Below are 16,248 nucleotides of genomic sequence, written 5' to 3'. Positions count from 1 at the left end.
CCCCACTTTTATCCATTATGAACCCATCGATTCAGGAGAATAATTATATGGTTAACGACCTGGCGGCTACGGCCCACCAGGACCATACGGCCGGGCACGTGCGCCGCGCCGAGGAGCTGGCCCCCGGCTGCTACCTGTTCAGCTGCGACAACGGGGTGCGCCTGGCGCTGTCCGTCATCACCGACAAAATCCTGCGCTTTCGCTACCTCACCGACGGGCCCCTGCTGCCCGATTTTTCGTACGCCGTGCCGGCCGACGTGGTGCCGCCGGCGCCCGCGTTTTTGGAGTTTGTCGAGAAACCCGACCACTACCGCCTCACCACCGCCCGCCTCATTTGCACAGTGCAGAAGGAGGGCCTGCGCACCCGCGTGCTCGACCGCTCGGGCACGATTTTGAGCGACGACGAGCGCGGCTTCCATTGGCAGTACGACGACGAAACCGGCAACGACATTGTGAAGATGAGCAAGCAGGTGCCCCCCGGCGTGCACTACTACGGCCTCGGCGACAAGCCCGCCAACATGAACCTGCGCGGCCACCGCTTCACCAACTGGGGCTCCGACACCTACGGCTACACCAAGGGCTCCGACCCGCTCTACAAGAACATTCCCTTCTACCACGTGCTGCACCAGAAAATTGCCCACGGCATTTTCTTCGACAACACGTTCCGCAGCTACTTCGACTTTGCCGCCGAGCGCGCCGACGTCACCAGCTTCTGGGCCAACGGCGGCGAGCTGAACTACTACTTCATCTACGGGCCCACGCTGCTGGAGGTGGCCCAGGAATATACCCTGCTCACGGGCCCCGCCGAGCTGCCCCCGCTCTGGACGCTGGGCTACCACCAGTGCAAGTGGAGCTACTACCCGGAGGCCAACGTGCGGGAAATTGCCCATGGCCTGCGCGAGCGCAGCATTCCGTGCGATGCCCTGTACCTCGACATCGACTACATGGACGGCTACCGGTGCTTTACCTGGCACCCCACGCACTTCCCCGAGCCCAAGCGCCTGGTGCAGGAGCTGGCCACCGCCGGCTTCAAAACGGTGGTCATCATCGACCCCGGCATCAAGATTGACCCCGGCTACTCCGTTTATAACGAGGGCCGGGCCAACGACTATTTCTGCCGCCGCGCCGACGGGCCCCTGATGAAGGGCACGGTGTGGCCCGGCCTCTGCAACTTCCCCGACTACACCAAGCCGCAGGTGCGCGAGTGGTGGGCCGGCTTGTTTGAGGGCCTGATCAAGGATGTGGGCGTGGCCGGCGTGTGGAACGACATGAACGAGCCGGCGGTGTTCGAGAAGGGCACCTTCCCGCCCGACGTGCGCTTCGACTACGACGGCCAGTCGGCCTCGCACCTCAAGGCGCACAACGTGTACGGCATGCAGATGGCCCGCGCCACCAACGAGGGCGTGAAGCGCTTCGCCTACCCCAAGCGGCCCTTCACCATCACGCGCAGCACCTACGCCGGCGGCCAGCGCTACTCCTCGGGCTGGACCGGCGACAACATCGCCTCGTGGGAGCACCTGTGGCTGGCCAACATCCAGTGCCAGCGCCTGAGCATCAGCGGGTTCAGCTTTATCGGGAGCGACATCGGCGGGTTCATCGACACGCCCGACGGTGAGCTGTACGCCCGCTGGATTGCCCTGGGGGCCTTCCACCCGTTCTTCCGCACCCACAGCTCCGGCGACCACGGCGACCAGGAGCCTTGGAGCTTCGGCGAGCCCTACACCAGCCTGGCGCGCCATTTCATCGAGCTGCGCTACCGCCTGCTGCCCTATATGTACACCGCGTTCTGGCAGTACAGCACGCACGGCACGCCCATGCTGCGCCCGCTCACCTTCCTCGACCAGAACGACCCCGAAACCTACCTGCGGATGGCGGAATTCAGCCTTGGCGATAACTTGCTCGTCTGCCCCATCACGGCCCAGGGCGCCGACGGCCGCTGGATGTACCTGCCCCGCGGCGACTGGTACTACTACTGGACCGATGGCTTCCAGGCCGGCGGCACCGAGGTGTGGGCCAGCGCCGACCTCACCCGCATCCCACTGTTTGTCAAGGCCGGGGCCGTGCTGCCCATGCAGCCCGTGCTGCAATACGTGGGCGAAAAAGTGGTGGACGAGCTCACGCTGCACGTGTACTACAAAAACGGCACCGCCGAGAGCTGCCTCTACGACGACGGCGGCGAGGGCTACGCCTACCAGGAGCAGGGCCAGCAAACCGTGCGCCGCTTCACGGCCACCGGCACGGCCACCGAGCTGGTGCTCGCCCAGGCCATTGAGGGGCCCTACCAGCCCGCCTACGCCACCTACCGCGTGGTGCTGCACGGCTTGCCCGGGGCCCCGGCCCGCGCCACCGTCGACGGCCAGCCCGCCGCCCTGGCCACCGCCGAGCTGGAAACCGGCCTCGCGCTGCCCAGCTTCGTGGTCGGCACCGGCTTCGGCGAGGCGCGCGTGGCCCTGGCCGCCCCCGCCGGGGCCCCCGCGCCGCCGGCCGCGTAGCTGCCCTTGCGCCACCAAAAAGCCCCAACGGCGGCCGGTTCTCGCCGGCGTCGTTGGGGCTTTTTGGCGCAGTTCGGGGCCCTAGCGCAAATCTCTATTCGATGTACAGAATGATAAATTAAAAGGCGGTGGTCTAAAACGGGGCGGTCCGGCGACTTTTTCCGTCGTCGGGCCACGCTTGCTACAGCGCGGAGGTGCCGTTCAGTGATAAGAGTGGCCCGACGAAGCCCTTCGGGCTATTCGCCGGACCACCCCGTTTTAGACCATCGCCAATTAAAAATCTGACAGTCAAACTTTTAATTTCTAATTCCAGTCAAACGTGTACGTTGGTGCGGAATCTGCCCTAGCGCGTGCCTTTGATGAGTTGCCCGTCCGAAGTAGCCGCGAAGCCGGCGGCTGGCGTTGGGAAATCCAGGCTGTTGACGGTGGCCGGGTACTGCGAGTTGGGAACGGGGCGGTACTCCTGCTGCCACGTTTGGCCCCCGTCGGCGGTGTGAAAAATGCCCGTGCCATCGGTGAGGTAGCCCTCCCGCTCGCTGAAGAAATGCCCCTGGCCGGAAGCAGGCAACTGGCTGTTTATGAGCTGCCAGGTGGCGCCGCCGTCCTGCGTTTTGTACAGGTGCTGGTCGGGGAACGTAGCGGCGAAGCCCACCGCGGGGCCCACGAACGACAGCGAGTTGATGTACTGGTGGTCCCAAGGCAGCGTTTGCCAGGTAGCGCCCTGGTCGGTGGTCTTGGCCAGACTGCCGTTGCTGAACACCCCGCCCCCAAAGCCGTACGACAAGCCGCCCCCGGCCGCGAAGCCGGTGGCGGGCCCCGGAAACTGCACCCACCGCCAGTCGCCCGCCGCGGGGCTGAACACTGTGCGCCACGACGCGCCGCCGTCGGTGCTGCGCTGAATGGCGTTGTTCTTAAACGACAACCCCGTTTGCTCGTCGAAAAAGTGCAGGCGGAAGCTGCCCAGAAAACCACTGCCGGGTAGTAATTGCCACGTGGTGCCGCCGTCGGTGCTTTTGTACACGGCCTGGCCGCTGGCGGGCGTGCTGGGGGCCCCCACGGCCCCCGCCACGGGGTCGACGCCCACCGCGAACACCAGCTGCTCCGTCACCGGGGCCAGCGTGCGGAAGCCGTTCAGGGTGAGCGGGTACAGGTTTTGGCGCGTCCAGGTCGTGCCGCCGTCGCGGGTGGTCAGCAGCGGGCTGTAGTGGTACTGGTCGGCCACGTAGCCGCCAATCACCCAGCCCACTTGCGCCGAGGCAAAGTGCGTTTCGGAAAAGCCGGCCAGCGCCGGCGCGCCGTAGGGCAGGGGCCCCCAAACGGCGCCGCCGGGGCGCGGGTCGGTGCCGCGGCCGCAGGCGCTGGCCAAGCCCAGCAGAGCCGGCAGCAAAGCGTAGCGAAGGCGCATAGGAAGAATGATTTGGGCGGGAGAACACTGGGCAGAGCCTCACAACGGCAATTAGGTTGCATTCGGCCTGAAGGTGCCGCCGGCCTGCTTCCTCCGTACTTCCGAAGCAAAAACGACACCGTACAAGGTGCCGTTTCTGTGCCTTGCCTATAAAAAACCAACCTATTCCACCAGCAGCTTCTTCGTAATCAATCCCTTGTCGGTGAACAGCTGCAAGGTGTACACGCCCCCGGCCAGGCCGGCCAGGTCGAGGGTGCGGGTGGCGGTGCCCGCGGCGGGGGGCTCTTCGCGGCGCACGGTGCGGCCGGTGGCGTCCACCACGGCCAGGGGCGCGGCCAGCAGGGCGGCCGGCGCGCGCAGCACGTAGCGCCCGCCCGGGCTGGGGTTGGGGGCCACGGTGAGGGCGGCGGCCAGGGCCGCGTCGCGGGTGGCGGTGGCCGTGCCGGCGAAGGCCACGTCGTCGATTTGAAACACGGTGCCCGCCGTGCCGCCCGTGGGGGCCCCAGTCGAGACGTCAATCAAGCCCGAGCCGAAGCTGATATGCACCGAATCGGGCGTGGCCGACGAGGCGTAGACAAGTGGCACCTGGGCCAGCGTGTAGGCCGGCGTGACGGCGCTAAACGTCTGCGCACCAACGGCCACGACCACCGACTGGCCGTTGACGGTCCGCGTGAGCGATACTTCGGCAAACGCGCCGTTGGTGGCCACCGGGGGCTGGGCGCCCGTCAGCTTGTAATAAAATTGCAGCGCGGTGGGCCGGCCGGTGAAGGGCAGGCCGGCGGGCGCGGCGGCGGTGAGGGGCCCGAGCTTGGTGCCCAGCACCACGCCCCCGGGCACGACGCCGAATAGGGTCGCCTTGGTTTCAAGGCGCAGGGCGTAGGCGCCGCCGTGGACGTCGGTCGTTTTGGTGAAGGTGCCCGTGGCGAGCCGGACGGGCGACAGGGCCGCGATAACGTCGTCCACGGTCAGCCAGCCGGTGGGCGCGTCGGTGCCGCTGCGGGCGGCCCAGGTTTCAAAGCCGCCGTTGGCCACGGCCTGGGCGCGGGCCGGGGCCCCGGCGGCGAAGAGCAGGCCCACGGCCAGCCCGGTGCGGAGAAGTTTTTTCATAGCGCGTCAGCAAGAAAGGGGAGGGGTGGTAAAGCTACGCACGGCGGCGGCTCGGCTATATGCCGGCAATCGAATATTTGCCCGGCCGCCGCCACTTTAGGGCCCCCGGCGGCCCGTGCTTACCTTGGCTGCCATGAACTTGCGTTTAGTTAGGGCCCCCGGGGCCCGTGCGGTGGCCGTGCTGCTGGCGCTGCTGGCGGCGGCCTGCGCGCCCCGCGCCGCGGCGGCCCAGGGCCTGCGCTGGGGCAACCCGCTGCGCCAGCTGCTGCACCGCGACACCGCCGGGCTGGGCCGCGTGCTGGCCCACCCGGCCGCCTACCGCGTCCAGATTTTGTACACCCGCATCCGGCGCGACGCCCGGGGCCGGGCCCACTTCCGCCGCTACGGCTACCGGCTGCGGCCCCGCGAGTACTTCTACCCCGCCAGCACCGTGAAGCTGCCCACCGCCGCCCTGGCCCTGGCGTGGCTGCGCGCCCTGGGGCCCCAGGCGCCCGGCCTCACCGCCGATTCGCCCATGCTGACGGACTCGGCCTTTGCCGGCCAAACGCGGGTGCGGCGCGACACCAGCAGCGCCAGCGGCCGCCCCACTGTGGCCAACTACGTGCGCAAAGTGCTGCTCGTGAGCGATAACGATGCCTACAACCGCCTCTACGAGTTGGTGGGCCCCGGGGCCCTGCACGCCGGCCTGCGGCGCCTGGGCCTGCGCCGCACCCGCATTGCGGGCCGCCTGGCGGTGGGCGACGCGCCGCCCGGCTCGCTGCACACCAACCCGGTCAGCTTCTACGCCGACACGGCCGCCCGCCAACTGCTCTACCGCCAGCCCGCCGCCTACTGGCCGGGGCCCGTGCCGCACTGGCGCCTGCGCGGCACGGCCATCGGCCGGGCCCACGTGGTGGGCGAGGCGGTGGTGCCGGGGCCCCTGGACCTGAGCCAGAAAAACATCTTCCCGCTGCGCGACCAGCAGCGGGCCCTGCGCGCGGTGCTCTTCCCCGAAACGCTGCCCGCCCGCCGCCGCCCGGCCCTGGCCCCGGCCGACTACACCCTGCTGCGCACGGCGATGGGGGAGGCCCCCGCCGCCAGCCCGCACCCGCGCTACGACGCCGCCCACTACCCGGCCACCTACGCCAAGTTTTTGCTGGGCGGGGGCGGGCAGGCCGCGCTGCCGCCGGGCGTGCAGGTATTCAATAAAATCGGCCAGGCCTACGGCTTCCTCATCGACAACGCCTACGTGGCCGACTCGGCACGGGGCGTCGAGTTCCTGCTCAGCGCCGTGGTGTACGTGAACGCCGACGGCGTGCTCAACGACGACCAATACGAGTACGACACCATTGGCTTCCCGTTTCTGCGCGAGCTCGGGCGGCGCGTATACGAAGCCGAGTGCCGGCGGAAACGGCCGTAGCCGGCGGTTTGCCGTATAGCCCAACCGGTTCTTTTCCATTTCCTTGAAACCAACAACCATGAAAAAATCTGCATTCCTCGCCGCCCTGGGCTTGGGCACCGCGCTGCTGGGTGGCTGCGAAAACAAGAGCGGCGGCGACGGCGACTCCACCAGCCAGGGCTCGCCGGGCTCCGATACCACCAACCCCAGCTCGAAGGTGAGCGCCGACTCGGCCGCCGTGCCCCGCGCCGACAGCGCGGCTTCGGCTCCGCGCTAGTCCGCTGGGGCCCCAGTGGGCCAGCCCGGCAGTTGGGGGTAGTGCATCGGCAGCAAGCACTTGACGAACAAAAAATAAGTATTTCCTGGGCCATGCGCCGGCCGGAATTGCCCGTATAGCCCGGTACGTTTTTTCAAACAGCCCTTCTTTTTAGCCAACTTCTTATGAAATTCTCCCAAATTTCCCTGGCGGCTGTGCTGGGCAGCGCGCTGCTCAGCGGCTGCGGTAGCAAAGGCACGGGCGAAACCAGCGCTGCCACCGGCACCGGCGCGGCGGCATCGTCTACTACCACTTCCCCCGCCGACACGACGGTTACGGCGGAGGCCGCTGCCGCCGGCGAGCCCAGCAGCACGCTGCCCGCCGGCAGCACCACCAGCGGCAACACCAACTCCAAGGGCACGGGCCCCGGCACCGGCGCCGCGGCACCCGGCAGCTCGTCCAACAACTAGGGCCCCCGCGCACTTTCGATTAGCGAAGCGGGAAGGCGGCCACGAGTGGGCGCCTTCCCGCTTCGTGTTTTTTAGAGCCAGTGCTTGAGGTACTGGTACACTTCGGGGTGGGTGAGGAGGCCGCCGTGGTGCTGCTGCTGGAACTCGGCAGTGCGCACGCTGGTGCCGGGCGGCAAAGCGGCTTCGTTGCCAAAAATATCGGCCCCCTGGGCACTGCCGCGGCTCACCAGGCCATCGCCAAAGTATTGGCGCAGAGCAGCCGGCCGGTTGGTTTTCAGCCACGAACCCATGAGGAGGTGGTAGGCCACGCCGGGCAGCAGCGGCACCGCGGTGCGGGGCGGGGCCAGGTCGTCGGCGTGGGCGTCCTGCCAGTCCTCGTCCACCAAAATGGAGCGGCGCAGGTCCTTGATGCCGTTGCTGCGCTGGTTGAGGGCGTTGCTCAGGAACCGGGTCGGAAACAGGTCGATGCGCTTGAGCAAGTGGGCCGCAAAGTGGCTGTTCTGCTCCAGCCACGAGCCGTCGTTGGGCGTGCCCAGCAGAAACACGGCCCGCAAGTGGGCCAGCCAAGGGGCGCTTTCCGTTAAAAGTTGGGAGTTAAAAGTTAACGGCTGGCCCGGCGTTTCGGCGTTGGCTTTCGTTGTTTTTAATGGCTCACTTTTAACTTTTAACTGCTCATTGCTGCCGTAATACCCAGCCGAGCGGATGATGAGGCCGCCCATGCTGTGGCCCACCAGCACCAGCTCGCCGAGGGCGTCGGGGTAGGCAGTGGCCAGCTCGGTGAGCAGGCGGCTGAGCTCGCGCCCGTTTTCGGAGAGGTGCAGGCCGGAGTTGAAGCGCACGTAGAGGGTGTGCACACCGGCCTCCGCGGCCAAGCGGGGGCCGTAGCGGCGGTAGTCGGGCGCGTCGGCGAAGCCGGTTTGCCAAATCTGCTCGTCGCCCATCAGGCCGTGCAAAAACACCACCGTTTGCTGGCGGGGCCCCCGCAGGCCCAGGGCCGCCACCGACACGTCGTGGCCATCGTGGCGGAAGCTCATGCGCAGGGCGCGCGGGTCGTAGCGGGCGGCCAGCTGGTCGCCCAGGGCCCCGTTGAGCACGGGCAGGAAGAAATGCTGGTGGGCGCGCGCCGACCCCACCAGGTAGGCGGCGCCCCGCACCGGGGCGGTGGCCACGCGGCCCGCGGCCGCTAGGGCGCGGCGCAGGCGGGAAGGCTGGCCTTCAGGGGGAAGTTCGGGCATGGCAACGGGTGGGACGAGGGCGGGAAATTACATGCGAAACTGGCCGCGGCCGGCAGCCGTCCGGCCAAAATCTACGTACTTTGGGGTCAAATACTCTTTACCGTTCCGCTCATGAACCGCACCCTCCGCCTCGCCCTGGTTTTGCTGGGCACCGCCCCGGCCCTCACCGGCTGCGACTACGCCAAGTACAGCCCGGGCATCAACACGGCCGCCAAAGCCAACTTCAGCTGGACGCCCACCTGGCACACCTCCGACGTATCGCGCGACAGCATCAGCGACCGCCAGCGCGTGGAGCCGGCGGGTGGCGAAGGCTCGGCCGCGGCCATCAAAAAAGGCACCGTGCAGGACCAAATCAACTCGGCCCCGGCCGGCAGCAGCGCCGCCTCGCCCCAGTCGGCCAACGGCAAGCTGGCTCCCGCGGCCGACCAGTCGACCAGCAACAGCAAAACGCCGGTCGACAAAACCCAGGCCCCCAAGTAGAGGCTGGATTTTGGCTGTCAGCCAGCGTTGTTTGAAAACCAGAAGAGCCCGTGGCCCCCGGCCGTGGGCTTTTTTGCGTCCGGTTAAGTCGGGTCGTGGCTCGCCTCCACGCTGCCCGGGGCCCCGGGGCATGGCCGTTGCGGCGGCGCATTCGTAAGCAAAGCAAAGCCAACCGGCTGGTCCTACCATTTTTCCCCGTCCTATGCTTTCCAACCACGCTTCGCGGGCCAGCACGCCCGATTTTATGCCCGTGGTGCCCGGCTTGTGGGTGCTGCGCGACGTATTCGTGAACCTCTATTACGCGGCCGTAGCCCCCGCGCAGCCGCCGGGCCCCTGGGTGCTGATTGACGCCGGCCTGCCCGGCTCGGCCGGCAAAATTCAGGGCCACGCCAAAGAGGTGTTCGGGGCTACGCCGCCGGTGGCCATCTTGCTCACCCACGGCCACTTCGACCACGTGAGCGCCCTGCCCGGCCTGCTCGAAGCTTGGCCCGGTGTGCCCGTGTACGCCCATCCGCTGGAGCTGCCCTACCTCACCGGCCGCTCCAGCTACCCGCCGCCCGACCCCACGGTGGGCGGCGGGGCCATGGCGTACCTCTCGTTTCTGTACCCCAAAAAACCACTCGACCTGGGGCCCCGGGTGCACGCGCTGCCGGCCGATGGAAGCGTGCCCGGCCTGCCCGGCTGGCGCTGGCTGCACACACCGGGCCACACCTTCGGGCACGTGTCCTTCTTCCGGGAGGAAGACCGGGTGCTGGTGGCGGGCGATGCCTTCACGACCGTGGTGGGCGAGTCGGGCCTGGCCACCCTCACCCAAAAGCAACGGGTGCACGGCCCGCCGGCCTACTTCACGCCCGACTGGGACGCGGCCCGCGACTCAGTGGAGCGCCTGGCGGGCCTGGCGCCCGAGGTGGCCGCCACCGGCCACGGCATTGCCATGCACGGCCCCGCCCTGCGCGAGCAGCTGCTGCAACTGGCCCGAAAATTCGACGAGGTAGCCCGGCCGAAAGTGGGCCGCTACGCCCACACGCCCGCCACGGCCGATGCCAGCGGTGTGCGCTCGGTGCCGCCGCCGCTCGTCGGGCCGGTGGCGAAAGGCTTGCTCGTGGCCGCCGCAGTGGCGGGCGTGTTGGCCCTGGCCCTGGGCGGCTCGCGGAAAAAGCGCCGCCCCCACCGGCTCCAAAACCCCAACCGCTACGCCGACCGCGCCCGTCGTGCGCAATCCGCCGGTAAGTAACAACGCGGTTGGTTATTCAATTGGCAGCAAAAAGCCTTCCCTGGGGCCCCAGGGAAGGCTTTTTGCTGCGTGCAGGTGCGCTACTCGGCCACCGGCGGCTTGCCGGGCCGGGCGTAGCCAAAGCGCACGGGCGGTTCCACCACGTGGTAGCCGTCGAGGCCCGAAATGGCGGCCGTGCCCATGCTCACCAGGTCCAGGGTGCCGTTGTCGCGCAGGCCAGCGGCGGGCAAGTACACGTGTTCGACGGTGCCCACCACCAGCAACGTGCCGTTGCTAATGGCGTGCTCCTCCAAAAAGCGCAGGCCGATGCTGACGACACTTTCGGCCACGTAAGGGGCCGGAAAGCCGTCGCGGTACACGGGCGTAAAGCCGCAGGCCCCAAACTCCGAAATACCGGGCGGGAAATCAGCCGAGGTGTAGTGGGCCGCCGCCAGCTTGGTTGTGGGCACGTGGTTGAGGGTGTAGCAGCCGGAATCCTTGAGGTTGTGGTAGGTATGGCGCGGCACGGCGGTGGGGCGCGTCACCATGCCCAGCAGGGGCGGGTTGGAGCCGAGGTGAATGACGGAGCTGTAAATGGCCAGGTTGGGGAAGCCATCGGCTGCGGCCGTGCCCACCAGGTTGGCCGACTTAAAGCCCGGCAGGCCGTTGACGAAGTTGAGGCGGTAAATCTTCTCAAAGCCGTGGATGTCGGCGGCGGTAATGTGGTGCATAGAGTGGGTGGTTAGCAGGTTCAGTTAGCAGCTTTAGTACAAAAGAATGCTCAGCTATAATTGTTCACTGCTGAGTAGTGCGTCAAAAGCAAGCGAGTACCGAAAGGCAGTCAGTACGACCGCCTTTCGGTACTCGCTTGCTTACGTACGACCTCTTAACGGCGCATTGTTTTGGGGGGTGCTCAGCGCTGGCGGGCGGCCCAGGCGTTCATCTTCTTTTCGAGTACGGCCAGCGGCATCGAGCCCCCGGCCAGGATTTCGTCGTGGAAGGCGCGCAGGTCGAACTTGGCGCCCAGCTGCTTCTGGTAGCGGTCGCGCAGCTCTTTGAGCTTAAGCTGGCCGGTTTTGTAGCTCAGGGCCTGGCCCGGAATGGCCATGTAGCGCTCCACCTCGGCCGTGGCGCCCTGCTCACTGATGGCTTCGTTGGCCTGCATGTAGGCGATGGCCTGCTCGCGGGTGAGCTTGCCGGTGTGCAGGCCCACGTCGACTACCAGGCGCAAAGCCCGGTGAATTTCGGCCCCCAGGTGGCCCATGTGCTGGTAGGGGTCTTTGAAAAGGCCCAGCTCGGGCCCCAGGCTTTCGGTGTACAGGGCCCAGCCTTCGTTGAACGCGCTGTAGCCGCCGAAGCGGCGGAACTTGGGTAAAGCGGTGTTTTCCTGCTGCAACGACACCTGGTAGTGGTGGCCCGGAATGGCCTCGTGCAAAAACAGGGTTTCCATGGCCGGGTTGGCCGCGGTGTTGAACTTGGTGGGGTCGAGAATGGGCACGTAGAAAATGCCCGGCCGCGAGCCGTCGGGCGTGCCGCGGTTGTACTGCGCCGAGGCCGACGCCGCCCGAAACGCCTCGGTGGCCCGCACCTCAAACGCCGTTTTGGGCGCGTGGCTGAACAGCTTGGGCAAGCCCGGCTCGATGCGCGCCTGGATGGCACGGAAGGCGTCAAGCACTTCCTTCTCGGTTTTGAACGGCCGGAACTTGGGGTCGGTGTTGACGAACGCAAAGTAGGCGTTCAGGTCGCCTTTGAAGCCAGTTTGGGCCTTCACGCGCTCCATCTCGGCGCGGATGCGGGCCACTTCGGCCAGGCCGGTCTGGTAAATCTGGGCCGGGGTGCGGGTGGTGGTGGTGCCCACCTCGGCCGCGTAAGCGTAGCGGGCCGCGCCTTGCGGCAGGGCCCCGATGCCCGACGAAGCCCGGGCTTTGGGCAGGTATTCGGTGTTGAGGAAGTCGGCCAGCTTCTGGTACTGCGCCGCTACGTCGCGCCGGATGGCCTCCTCGTACAGCGGCGTCAGGCGCGCCCTGTCGGCGGCCGAGAAGCTGGCCGGGAAGGCCACTACCGGACCGTAGAACAAGCTTTTGGCGGGGTCGGCCACGGCCAGGGCGCGCAGCTGGTCCACCATTTTGGGCACCAATGCTTTGGGCAGCACCACGCCGGCCGCCAGGCCGCGCCGGAAGTTGGCGATGGCCGTGTCGGTCCACGCCGGGAAGCCGTGCAGGCGGCCCAGCCAGTGGTCGTAGTCCAGCACCGTTTTGAAGGGCTGGGCCCCCGTGCCGGCCCCCAGCTGGGCCAGGGTGCTGGGCAGGGCATAAAACTGGTTGAAGGGAATCATCCAGTTGTTGAACGCATAGCCCGCCAGCCGCTGCTCCAGCTCGTAGCGGAGGATGTCGTAGCTCACCTGGTCGGTGGCGTTGAGCTTAGCCGGGTCAAATTTCCGCAGCGCGCCCAGGTAGTGCGTGTAAAAGGCCCGCAGCGTGTCGCGCCGGGCCTGCGTCTGGTCGTTGGGTAGCTGGTCGTCGAAGCGGTGGTCGCCCTGGGCCGTGGCTTGCAGCGGAAACAGCTGGTTGCTGCGGTCGGAGTAGCTTTCAAACAAAGCGGCCAGCGGGGCCGAGCTGGCCGGGGCTCCCACGGCGGCCGGTTTGGCCGTCGGGGCGGACCGCTTGGCGGGCTGGGCCCCGGCCTGGCTGCCGGCCGCCAGCAAAATAGCAGCGAGAAGAAGTCTTTTCATGGTGGAGGCGGAAAAGTTATTTTGAGTAGGAATTCACAGCTATACACAGAAGTACACAAGGAGAAAAGGCCGTCATGCTGAACTTGTCGAAGCACCGCTCCCGCAGCAGTAAATTGCTTACGCGGGAGCGGTGCTTCGACAAGCTCAGCATGACAGCCTCTACTATTTTCTACTAGCCGAAATTACCGCTCCAGCTTGAAGCCGGGCTCGCGGGCGGGGGGCGCGGTGCGGTTGGCCACGGCCCAGCCGGTGAGGTACATCCACTGCGTCATTTTCGTCAGTTTGGCGTAGTCGATGCGGCTGGGCTCGTCGCGCGGGGTGTGGTAGTCGACGTGCAGCAGCGAGGTGTACATGATGGCCGGGATGCCCAGGCGGGCGTAGGGCAGGTGGTCGGAGCGGAAGTACCAGCCCTCGGGGTGGGTGGGCTTGTCCCACTCGGTGTCGAGCTTGAACTTGGGGCCCTGCTGGTTGGCGGCCAGGGCAGTTTTCACCAGGTCAGACGAATTCATATGGGGCGGCGTGCTGCCCAGCAGGGCGGCGCTGTCGGGGGCGTTGCGGCCCATCATTTCGGCGTTGAGCACGGCCATAATGCTGGATTGCGGCACGGTGGGGTGGGCCGAGAAGTACGTCGAGCCAATCAGCCCGCGCTCCTCCGAGCCCTGGTACACGAACAGCGCCGAGCGCCGGCCCGGCTGCTGCTTGAAGGCCCGCATGATGGCCAGCAGCGCCGCGCAGCCCGTGGCGTTGTCGTCGGCCCCGTTGTAGATGGAGTCGCCGGCGATGGGGGCCCGCACGCCGTCGTGGTCCTGGTGGGTGCTGAAGAGGACGTACTCTTTTTTCAGCTGGGCGTCGGTGCCGGGCATCTTGGCCACGAGGTTCACAGACGGGTACTGGAAGCTCTCCACCTTCAGCTCGGTGCTGAACTGCTGGCCGGCCTGCTGCACCCAGGCGGCGGCGCTGGCGGGCAGCCACACCACGGGCGGCGTGCTCACCACTTTGGTGCTGGCCGCGCCGGGCAGGCTGTAGCGGCCCCGTTCAAAGACGTGGCTCCAATGGTCGTAAACGGCCTGCGAGGCCGCGTCCGACACGAACACCACGGCCACCGCGCCGGCCTTCACCAGCTCGCCCGCCTGCCCGCCGAACTTGCCGAACACGTAGCGCCGGTAGCTGATGCCGTCGGTAGGGGCCCCGGCAATCTGCACCGCCACGGCCTTGCCCTTGATGTCGACCTTGGCTAGCTCAGCGGGCGAGCCAGTGCCTACGTACACCAGCGGGGCATTGATGCTGGCGTTGGTCGGGGCCACCACCGAGCCCTCTTTGTCTAGCTTAATCTCGTGGGTGCCAATGCGCAGCGTGCTGCTCTTGCTTAGGCGGGTGCGTTGCAGGTTGAACCACTGGAAGTAAGTGCCGTCGTCGCCGGCCGGCAGCATGCCGGTGGCCCGGATCTGGTCGACGAGCCACACGCTGGCCTTCAGCTCGTCCAGGGTGCCGCCCTCGCGGCCCCGGTAGTGGTCGCCGGCCAGGGCAAACAAGTCGCGCTTGATGTCGGCCTCGTGGATGGCGCTTTCGGCATTGGCCGCTTTGGCGGCCGCAGGTTTCTTCTGGGCGGTGGCGCCGAACGGGGCCCAGAGCGCCACGCCCGCCAGCACCACTGATGCAGTAGTACGGAATATTTTTTTCATGAAGGAGGAAAGATGAATTAGTATTTTGCAGGGTCAAGATAGGGCCCCCGTGGCCATTGCGCTACTATTGTCCTTGCTTTCATAGCGACGACCTCACCCGTTGGGGTGCCGAGCCTAGCGCCGCCTGGGCTGCCTTTGGGCAGTGCCAGCACCCACCTCGAGCGTCGTTGCTGTGCGCCTTTTTGGCCGCGTTGGCAGGCTCGCCGGCAGCCGTGTAGCGTGACACCGCCAGGGCCCCGGCGTATGTGCTGCACGCTAGTGGGCGCGGCGGTTACGGACGGGGCCCCCGAGGGCTGCGCAAGCAACTGCGTAAGTACAGTACTGCTACGGGCTAGAAAAGCCCCCGGCCGCCGGGTGCCCCAGCGCATGTAGCCGCGCAGCTAAAGGGTAGGAACCAATGGCTTCATGGAGGAAAATATAGGGTTTTCAGGTAGGCAGCGGTACCGCTGGTTCGGCGGCTACGTACACTTTTTCCTTCAGCCGCGAAGCTACTAGCGCAAACAGCGTCACGTTCACGGCCATCAGGCCCACGAAAAACCAGTAGAAGTTGGCCCCCTGCAAGCCCGCCAGCCAGCCGCCCCGCGCAATGCTGCCGTTGAGCAGGCTCAGCCCAAAGTTGGCGGCCGCGATGGTGAGCACCCACAGCGCCGTGGTGAGGCTTTTCATGGCCTTGGGCGCGTGGGTGTACGCGTATTCCAGCCCCGTGATGGCCACCATGATGACGCCCGTGGTGTTCACGCAGTACGCCAGCACCTGCCACCATGCCGAAGGATGCCCGCCCGCCGCCAGGCTGCGCTGCACCCCGCCAATAACCAGCTCCGCCAGCGTCGCAATCACCATGCCCGCGCCCATGCGCCGCAGCGGCGAGAGCCGCACCCCGCGCCGGCCCAGCGCGGGGTAGATGCCGTACGTCAGCAGCGGGTTCAGCAAAATACCGAACACGATGCCCACCACTTGCAGCTGCTCGGCCAGCGGCGCGAAGCCCGGCCACAGCTCGCGGTTGAGGTGCGTGGCCTGCAACACCCACTCCGAGGAGCTTTGCTCGTTCAGCATCCACAGCGCCGGCACAAAGGCAAACACAGTGAGGATGCGCCGCAGGGCCGCCCGGCCCTCCCCGGGCCCCAGGGTCTGGCGCAGCCCGGCCCGAAAGCCGATGGGCGGCACGCGCACGTAGCGCCGCCGGCCCAGCCAGAAGGTGAGGGCGGCCGTGGCCATCAGCAAGCCCGGCACGCCAAAGGCCACGGCGGGCCCGAAGTGCTTGTAGAGCAGCGGCGTAATCACGGTGGCCAGCGCCGCGCCCACGTCGATGCTCATCTGAAACCAGCCGTAGGCCTTGGGTAGGAGGGAGGCGTTGGCCTGGGTAAACTGGTCGCCCAGGTTGGCCGACACGCTCGACTTGATGCCGCCCATGCCCACGGCCACCACCAGCAGCCCCAGCCGGAAGCTGGCCAAATCGTCGCTGAATGCGGCCAGCAGCGCGTGCCCGCCGCAGTACAAAATCGACAAATACAGAATCACGCGGTACTTGCCCAGCACCCAGTCGGCCAGCAGGGCCCCCAGCACCGGCAGCGCGTAGCCCAGCGCCGCGAACGAATGCACCAGCTCGTTGGCCTGCGCCTCGGCCCCTGGCAGCAGGGCCGCGTTGTGCGTAGGGTTGAAGAACCCGGCCACCAGAAACGTGGGCAGGATGGTCAGCATCCCGTAGTAGCTGAAGCGCTCGGCCACCTCGCTGCCGATGATGAAGGGGACCGACTTGGGAAAAGCAGCGGGCGCGGCAGGCGCGGCGGGACGGAACATGC

The 16,248-nt window shown here is 67.1% G+C and carries 13 protein-coding genes; 6 read left to right on the top strand and 7 right to left on the bottom strand.

Annotated features, from left to right (window positions below; genetic code table 11):
• Nucleotides 1–17 precede the first annotated feature (17 nt).
• Nucleotides 18–2,492, top strand: a complete 2,475-nt coding sequence (locus AXW84_RS15275; RefSeq protein ID WP_068234975.1) for a glycoside hydrolase family 31 protein — start codon at nucleotides 18–20, stop codon at nucleotides 2,490–2,492.
• 343 nt (nucleotides 2,493–2,835) lie between these two features.
• Here the strand turns inward: AXW84_RS15275 and AXW84_RS15270 are convergent, their stop codons facing one another.
• Both AXW84_RS15270 and AXW84_RS15265 read right to left on the bottom strand, forming a co-directional pair.
• Complete coding sequence (locus AXW84_RS15270) at nucleotides 2,836–3,897, bottom strand: WD40/YVTN/BNR-like repeat-containing protein (RefSeq protein ID WP_068234973.1); 1,062 nt, start codon at nucleotides 3,895–3,897, stop codon at nucleotides 2,836–2,838.
• 162 nt (nucleotides 3,898–4,059) lie between these two features.
• Nucleotides 4,060–5,004, bottom strand: a complete 945-nt coding sequence (locus tag AXW84_RS15265; RefSeq protein WP_068234972.1) for a T9SS type A sorting domain-containing protein — start codon at nucleotides 5,002–5,004, stop codon at nucleotides 4,060–4,062.
• A gap of 133 nt (nucleotides 5,005–5,137) precedes the next feature.
• Between AXW84_RS15265 and AXW84_RS15260 the strand changes: the two genes are divergently transcribed.
• The 3 genes from AXW84_RS15260 to AXW84_RS15250 all read left to right on the top strand — a co-directional run bounded on the left by AXW84_RS15260 (nucleotide 5,138) and on the right by AXW84_RS15250 (nucleotide 7,108).
• Nucleotides 5,138–6,403, top strand: coding sequence for a serine hydrolase (locus tag AXW84_RS15260; protein ID WP_071891390.1), 1,266 nt, complete (start codon nucleotides 5,138–5,140; stop codon nucleotides 6,401–6,403).
• 58 nt (nucleotides 6,404–6,461) lie between these two features.
• A complete protein-coding gene (locus tag AXW84_RS15255) occupies nucleotides 6,462–6,659 on the top strand; it encodes a hypothetical protein (RefSeq protein ID WP_068234966.1) in 198 nt (65 codons plus the stop codon).
• Between the two features lie 164 nt (nucleotides 6,660–6,823).
• A complete protein-coding gene (locus tag AXW84_RS15250; protein WP_068234963.1) occupies nucleotides 6,824–7,108 on the top strand; it encodes a hypothetical protein in 285 nt (94 codons plus the stop codon).
• Between the two features lie 71 nt (nucleotides 7,109–7,179).
• On the opposite strand, the gene AXW84_RS15245 is transcribed toward AXW84_RS15250, so the two are convergent.
• The gene (locus AXW84_RS15245; protein WP_068234954.1) at nucleotides 7,180–8,343 is read right to left on the bottom strand and encodes an esterase/lipase family protein; all 1,164 of its coding nucleotides are present in this window, start codon (nucleotides 8,341–8,343) and stop codon (nucleotides 7,180–7,182) included.
• Between the two features lie 111 nt (nucleotides 8,344–8,454).
• Here AXW84_RS15245 and AXW84_RS15240 point away from each other — a divergent pair, with 111 nt between their 5' ends.
• Complete coding sequence (locus tag AXW84_RS15240) at nucleotides 8,455–8,823, top strand: hypothetical protein (protein WP_068234952.1); 369 nt, start codon at nucleotides 8,455–8,457, stop codon at nucleotides 8,821–8,823.
• 202 nt (nucleotides 8,824–9,025) lie between these two features.
• Nucleotides 9,026–10,057: an MBL fold metallo-hydrolase gene (locus AXW84_RS15235; RefSeq protein WP_071891387.1), complete on the top strand. Its 1,032-nt coding sequence runs from the start codon at nucleotides 9,026–9,028 to the stop codon at nucleotides 10,055–10,057.
• 80 nt (nucleotides 10,058–10,137) lie between these two features.
• Here the strand turns inward: AXW84_RS15235 and AXW84_RS15230 are convergent, their stop codons facing one another.
• The 4 genes from AXW84_RS15230 to AXW84_RS15215 form a co-directional block, all read right to left on the bottom strand.
• Entirely contained in the window at nucleotides 10,138–10,767 is a 630-nt protein-coding gene (locus tag AXW84_RS15230) for a flavin reductase family protein (RefSeq protein ID WP_068234949.1), read from the bottom strand.
• 182 nt (nucleotides 10,768–10,949) lie between these two features.
• Entirely contained in the window at nucleotides 10,950–12,767 is a 1,818-nt protein-coding gene (locus tag AXW84_RS15225) for a DUF885 domain-containing protein (protein ID WP_068234946.1), read from the bottom strand.
• A gap of 182 nt (nucleotides 12,768–12,949) precedes the next feature.
• Nucleotides 12,950–14,449 carry a M28 family peptidase gene (locus AXW84_RS15220; RefSeq protein ID WP_068234943.1) on the bottom strand — a complete coding sequence of 500 codons (1,500 nt, stop codon included), beginning with the start codon at nucleotides 14,447–14,449 and terminating at the stop codon, nucleotides 12,950–12,952.
• 426 nt (nucleotides 14,450–14,875) lie between these two features.
• Nucleotides 14,876–16,246, bottom strand: coding sequence for a POT-type proton-dependent oligopeptide transporter (locus AXW84_RS15215; RefSeq protein WP_068234940.1), 1,371 nt, complete (start codon nucleotides 16,244–16,246; stop codon nucleotides 14,876–14,878).
• Between the last annotated feature and the right edge of the window lie 2 nt (nucleotides 16,247–16,248).

The organism is Hymenobacter sp. PAMC 26628, assembly GCF_001562275.1.
GTDB lineage: Bacteria > Bacteroidota > Bacteroidia > Cytophagales > Hymenobacteraceae > Hymenobacter.
The sequence above is the reverse complement of the archived record's forward strand: the minus strand, read 5'-3'. Positions and strand labels throughout refer to the sequence as shown.